7 protein-coding genes and 1 other RNA gene are annotated in these 5,807 nt (G+C 67.6%); 5 read left to right on the forward strand and 3 right to left on the reverse strand.

What is annotated here, in order from left to right; translation table 11 throughout:
• Positions 1 to 1,549: 1,549 nt before the first annotated feature.
• A complete protein-coding gene (locus tag G6R25_RS20540) occupies positions 1,550 to 1,951 on the reverse strand; it encodes a lipopolysaccharide assembly protein LapA domain-containing protein (protein WP_163554242.1) in 402 nt (133 codons plus the stop codon).
• 111 nt (positions 1,952 to 2,062) lie between these two features.
• Here G6R25_RS20540 and rnpB point away from each other — a divergent pair.
• The 3 genes from rnpB to G6R25_RS29110 all read left to right on the forward strand — a co-directional run bounded on the left by rnpB (position 2,063) and on the right by G6R25_RS29110 (position 3,768).
• Positions 2,063 to 2,478, forward strand: an RNA gene (gene rnpB, locus G6R25_RS20545) — RNase P RNA component class A.
• A 627-nt stretch (positions 2,479 to 3,105) separates the two neighbouring features.
• The gene (locus G6R25_RS20550; RefSeq protein ID WP_136449297.1) at positions 3,106 to 3,414 is read left to right on the forward strand and encodes a hypothetical protein; all 309 of its coding nucleotides are present in this window, start codon (positions 3,106 to 3,108) and stop codon (positions 3,412 to 3,414) included.
• A gap of 228 nt (positions 3,415 to 3,642) precedes the next feature.
• Positions 3,643 to 3,768, forward strand: a complete 126-nt coding sequence (locus G6R25_RS29110) for a hypothetical protein (RefSeq protein ID WP_268904194.1) — start codon at positions 3,643 to 3,645, stop codon at positions 3,766 to 3,768.
• A gap of 22 nt (positions 3,769 to 3,790) precedes the next feature.
• Here G6R25_RS29110 and G6R25_RS25500 read toward each other — a convergent pair whose 3' ends face one another.
• On the reverse strand, positions 3,791 to 3,937 hold the full coding sequence (locus tag G6R25_RS25500) for a hypothetical protein (RefSeq protein ID WP_205447294.1): 147 nt from the start codon (positions 3,935 to 3,937) through the stop codon (positions 3,791 to 3,793).
• Entirely contained in the window at positions 3,898 to 4,263 is a 366-nt protein-coding gene (locus G6R25_RS20555) for a hypothetical protein (RefSeq protein WP_163554243.1), read from the reverse strand. Before G6R25_RS20555 ends, G6R25_RS25500 begins: the two co-directional genes overlap by 40 nt.
• 376 nt (positions 4,264 to 4,639) lie before the next feature.
• Here G6R25_RS20555 and G6R25_RS20560 point away from each other — a divergent pair, with 376 nt between their 5' ends.
• Positions 4,640 to 5,281: a hypothetical protein gene (locus G6R25_RS20560; RefSeq protein WP_235949255.1), complete on the forward strand. Its 642-nt coding sequence runs from the start codon at positions 4,640 to 4,642 to the stop codon at positions 5,279 to 5,281.
• The gene (locus tag G6R25_RS20565; RefSeq protein ID WP_163554244.1) at positions 5,262 to 5,648 is read left to right on the forward strand and encodes a hypothetical protein; all 387 of its coding nucleotides are present in this window, start codon (positions 5,262 to 5,264) and stop codon (positions 5,646 to 5,648) included. Before G6R25_RS20560 ends, G6R25_RS20565 begins: the two co-directional genes overlap by 20 nt.
• Positions 5,649 to 5,807 lie beyond the last annotated feature (159 nt).

Genomic DNA, 5,807 nt, shown 5'->3' on the forward strand with positions numbered 1-5,807 from the left:
CCTACACAATCAGAACCTAAGTTCCCGGTATTGGGCGACCCCCCGGCCCTTCCCTCGAAAACGCCCCCTACCGCGGCGGAGAAGCCGGTGGAGCTTCCCCTGGGGCTTCTCCGCCGCGGGCGCCGTCAGCTTTCGGGGACGACCCGCCGAGCCCTCACGAGAATGACTCGATCAACGAGTTCAACCCGTTCCTCGACGGTGGCAGGCACCTCCGGTGACGGGACGTGACCGGCCTCGCCGGCGGAACCGGCGCGCACGACGAAGATTCTTCTATTCCGACCCATCGCGGCCCCCGGGATGCCCGAACCGGTGATTCCCGCACAGGCTGTCCGACCCAGTCGGTGAATGGCCTTCGTTTCTGCCACGAAACCTCACAGATCAAAGTTGCACTCAAACTTAACATGGCAACGAGAGAACGAAAAACGCCCACCCGATCGGCTCCGGTGAATGTGAGACGACTAATAATCACCGACGCCGACCACGCCCCGGTTCCCCGCCGGCAGAATTCCGCTGCCACGCTCTTGCCGGCGGTAAAACACGAGGTCCACGGGGTTTACGGCGGTCCGAGCGCGCGGCCCGCACCAGGTGTCGGGCCTCGGCCGAGCGTGGCACCGAAAACACTGCGGCAGGCGACCGAGCCCCACCGCGGTGGGGAGTACAAACGACACCCGAACGACACCCAGCACAAGAGGCACCCACCGCATGGGCTTGACCACCCCACCAGTGCCACCCTGGGCTACGCCCGCACCCCACCCGCCCTAGCAGGGAACACCTGGTGCCGCCGGGGCCGACAGGTCGCATCCGCCCTGGGCCGATGGCCCATTCGGGCGCCGCGTGGCCGGTCCCGGCGCCCGACCCGAGCTGGAGCGGGTCGTCCGTCCCGCCTGACCCGGCCGGACGGCCCGGGTCACCCCGGCCGGGGGAAGGTCAACGCCCGCGGCTCCCCCTGCACGGACGCCGCCCGGTTCGGTCTTTCCGCTGCACGCCCGCCGGGTGAGCACGCGGGATGTCGTCGATCTCGATTGCCATCCGATGCTCGTGAACACGCGCGCCGGCTCGCCGGAAAGCAGCACCTCGAAGTCGCTTCCGGTTCGGCTGCCGTGGCGTTTTCGCCGGCGAGCCGGATCAGGATCTCCAACGCCTCCCACGCTCCGCCCGTGCCCCGTGGTTCAACCTCTCGAACGGTCGGGCGGTGGCCGAAGAAGCCGTTCTTCGCCCACGGCCAGGTGGATGGGTGGATGCGTGGATGGGTGGTGAAGATCTGCCGTCTCGGCCGGCAAGCCGGTAATCAACCCGTCGTCGCCGCGCTGTTACTTTCGCCGCAGCAAGGTTCGAGGCGGAGACGGGTATACCAGCGCCGGCGACGTGGAAAGGTCGCGCTTCTTCCCATCCCGGTACAGGGAGAACTCCGCGACGCGCCCCCCGGCCGGCCAGCGGCGGTTACCCAGAACCAGGTCGGCACGATCAGCAATGGCGAACCGGCACTCACCCGACGCCCGCCACATCGGCGGCCGTCCGCGCGGGAGTAATAGTTTGCCTGTTCGGCGTCCTACCGGCCGCGGGCCGCCTTCCGTAGCTGGCGCAGCTCGCGGCGCAGCCGGATCTGCGGAATCACCCCGATGAGCAGGCCGATGACGAGCCCCGCAGCGGCCGAGGCGGCCAGCGCGGCGGCGACCGACATCCGCTGCATGGAGCCGAACAACCAGATGCTCACCCGCGCGTCGTTCTTGACCACGAAGACGACGACGAGGATCGCGATGACCAGCACCACCACGGTGATCGCGTACGTGGTGTAGGCAACCCCGCACCGTGACAGCGGCCCATCGGCCGGCGCGCCGGGCGTCCCCGGCGCCGCGCCGGGCGGCGGGACCGCAGGACTGCCGGGTGCCGGCGGCGGGCCCGTGGGCCGGGTGTAGTCGATCCTCTTGCCCGGTTGCTCGGGTCCCGCCATCGTCCGCCCCATCCATCATGATCGCCTGTACGACCGTGTCCCATGCCGTCCAGTTCCGTCCCCTGTGCCAGGGAGTCTAGGCGGGCGCGTGCTCTATGCTGAAGATGCGGACGAGGTGGCCGGGCGGTCGCGTCGGCACCGGTTCACGCCGGTGTCGCCGAGGAAAGTCCGGGCTCCTCAGGGCAGGGCGGTGGGTAACACCCACCCGGGGCGACCCGCGGGACAGTGCCACAGAAAACAGACCGCCAGTACCGGTCACGGCGCTGGTAAGGGTGAAACGGTGCGGTAAGAGCGCACCAGCGCCCAGGGTGACCTGGGCGGCTCGGTAAACCCCGCCCGGAGCAAGGTCAGAAAGGCCCGCGGCCGTAACCGGTCGTGGGCCGCGCAGGCGTTCGAGGGCTGCCCGCCCGAGTCTGCGGGTAGACCGCTGGAGGCTGCCGGCAACGGCAGCCCGAGAGAGATGGCCGCCACCGGTGAGCCGCAAGGCAATCCGGCTACAGGACCCGGCTTACAAGCCACCTCGTCCGCATCACCAGCACCGGGTCGACGTCAGCACGCCAGCCACTTGTCGAACGGTGACTCCTCTGACAGCTGAAGCCGTCAGCTTCTCAGGCCGCCTGAGCGTCAGCCTGAAGGGCACGCGCACCCCGCAGCCGAGCAGCGAGGCCACGGCGACAGGAGCCTGAGCAGTCGCGATCTACTCCGCCAGACCTTGCCGGCCCCCGGCGGCTGGATGACCTGCTACTGGCTGCCCTTTGCCCCGACCCCAGCGACACCCAAGGCTGGTCCCCATCGGCACGCTTCAGCAGCGTAGCTGTCGGTCCACCACGAAGACCACGAGACGGTAACTCGGAGCGAACTACCGTGGTGTAGTTCGCCACCAATCCAGGTGGCAGCGGCGATGCCCGGGTAGGTTCGAGTGGAGGTTGATGGATGCCACGACCGCGGCACCCGATCAAAGAGCTAGAGGCACTCCTCCGAAGCGGGGAAGCCCAAGGATGGAACGTCACCAAGGGTAGCGGGTACTTCCGGATGTTCTGTACGTGCGACGATGGTCACTACAAGTGGGTGCATCTAACACCGTCGAACCGGCGATACGAACGGAACCTACGGAGCTACCTGAGGAGCAGGACCTGCTGGAAGGAGGGCGGATCATGAAGTATGAAGGGCTCGTCGAACTCACGGTGACCGGTCCCATCGGCGACTTCGAAACTCATACCGACCAGCTCATGGATGCCCTACTCGCCCTCGAAGACCTCATCGACCCCGACATCGGCGGCAACCTCGCCGAGGGCCGGATGGACATCACAATGACCGTCGAAGCTGACACCATCCCTGATGCGGCCTACAAGAGCCTCTCCGCAGTGCGGACCGCGATCCACGCCGCTGGCGGGGCCACTTCGGGGTGGGAACGCCTGATCCAGAAGATGACCGCAGAGGCTCGACAGCTCGCCGACGCTTAGAGACGCGCGGCCCTCCACCGTATGCAAGCAGCCGCACCAGCCGTGGGATCTGGGCCACACCCTCCAGAGGAAGCTCAGGCGCAGGTGGAAACCCTGATGGGATCGCTATACCTACTTGACCTCACCTTTCCTGTGTTGTCGTCATAGCCGGATTGGGCGATCACGTCATACACGTCGCATGTGGTGCGTACGAAAGTTACGCTACCTGATTTGTGGATGGTTTTGTGTTTGCTTCGCAAGCTCCGAATCCGCATTCTCGGCGAGTGGCGCTGGCCGCCACGACTACGCCGCGGTGACGCTGACGAGCCTCGGATCCCCCACGCCGAGGTGCTGGCCGAGTTCGGCCTGAGCTGACGTGCCCGCATACGCCATCGCATTACGCGAGCTGCGCAAGCTGGACGCCACCGCCACACGCCGTGTCCTGCTGGCGGTCACCCGGCTCGCCGCCGATCCGCGCCCGCCCGGCGCGCGTGCCCTCGCAGGTCAGCCGGCCGGTGTCCTGCGGATCAGAGTCGGCGACCATCGAGTGTCGAGTGCCTGGTCGACGTACAGCAGGTAGTTGGCCGGACCGGAGGCGGTCCGGCCCTCCCGCACCGCGACGTCCCCTTCCCCGGCGAACAGGTTCAGCGCCGAGACGTTCTGGACCACCCGGCCGGCGGTCAGCAACATCCGGTCGACTTCGGCCCGAACCTGTACCTCCGTGCGCGGCTCACGCGCGGCAACCCGGGCCCGCTCGATGAGCGCCTCCCGCTGGCCCGCGTTCGTCGACCGAACGTCCATCCCGGGCAGCCCGATGCCGGCCTCCACGGACAGCACCTCGCGGACCGCCATAGCGTCGGCGGCGGACAAGCCTCGCCACGCACCGTTTGCTCACTGATATATGGCGATCCTGTTACGGTAGGTCGCAATGTCCATTGACCGTTGGCGCCCAGACGTCGAGTCGTCCTCGGATCCGGTCGGATCGGAGAGGGCCGCCGGGCCGAGCCGCGCCGAGGCGAAGGCGCAGTTGCTGGATCGCCGAGCGGCCTCCGCCGCCGACCCCGCCCGCGACACCGAGGGCGACCAGATCGATTCCCCCGAGAAATCCGGCGCAGAGCGGCCACGCACCCGGCAACCCGCGGGGAACGACGGCCCGACACGGCCCTCCGGCGGGCAAGCTGAGACGCGGCCGCCTGACAGGCAAGCGGGCGGAACAGAAACGTCCAAGGACAACCAGCCATTGCGGGTGACGGACCGTCGACCGCCCGCAGGCACGTCGCCCGGCCCCTCCGCCCTCGAACGCAAACTCGACCTACTGGACCGTGCCGCAGGCCGGGCCGAGGGGGAGATTCAAGCCGCCGAGGCCCGGGCCAAGGACGGGTCGGCGGGACCGGAACGGCTCGGTTGGCGGCTGTCCAGGATCTGGCGGGACAGCCGGCCGACCATCGACGGCCGCGCCTTCTACGAGAAATCCGACGACCGGATGTGGAAGGCGGCCTCCACCGTCGAATCTGCGCCCGGCCGCTACACCGCCGACCTGCACGGCAACCCGACCGCATTCCGTGTCGGGAGCCATGATCTCGACGCCCGACAGCTCTCTGCCCTCATCCGCAAGGACGAGAACTGGCAGGGCCGGCCGATCCGCCTCATGTCCTGTGAGACCGGCCGGGGCGAGGACCCCATTGCTCAGAAACTCGCCGACCAGCTCGGCGTCACCGTCACCGCACCGACCGAACTCGCCTTCTCCGACAAACACGGTAATGTGTACACCACCTCCATGCGCCTCGACAGGTTCGGCTTTCCCAGGCCGACCGTGCCACACGACGGCGTCTGGCGCGATTTTCAACCGAGAACCGAAGGCGGTAAAGATGCCTCAGATCCTGGGTGACTTCAAGGTGGCAAACGTATTCGACGGCACGACGGACGGCGTGCCTTTCATCGCCGGCCGCTCACCGCTGCCCCCCGGTTCTGAGCGAGAGAAGCTACTGGCCTACCTCAAGCAGGGAGAATTCATCCTGCGTGCCGCCGGCCTCGGCGTCGACCAACTCGACCCAGCTCGCGGGCAGCAGGTCCCGATAATCGTCTTCACGGACGGCACGTGGGTGTGGGACGCATCCATCGCCTACTACCTGAAGGAGCATGACCTGCCGCCGGAGTCAGCGTTCCTGGACTACCTGCGCAGTCGAGAATTCCACTATGAAGCGCCAACCGAGGAGCGGGTCGACGCGGCGCTGGCGGCGATACAGGCGGCATGATTCAATCGCTGTCCGGCCGGCATGCTCATCGAGTCAGCCGCCGAACCGGACTGGCTCATCCGGCGTCTTGTCGCACGGCTGGCCACCCAGCCGTGCGACCCAGGGCCTCGGGAAGATCGTTTTAGGTTGCGATCTGCTACGCGGAGTATCGGCCCCGTT

The organism is Candidatus Frankia alpina (assembly GCF_902806485.1).
Classification (GTDB): Bacteria; Actinomycetota; Actinomycetes; order Frankiales; family Frankiaceae; genus Frankia; species Frankia alpina.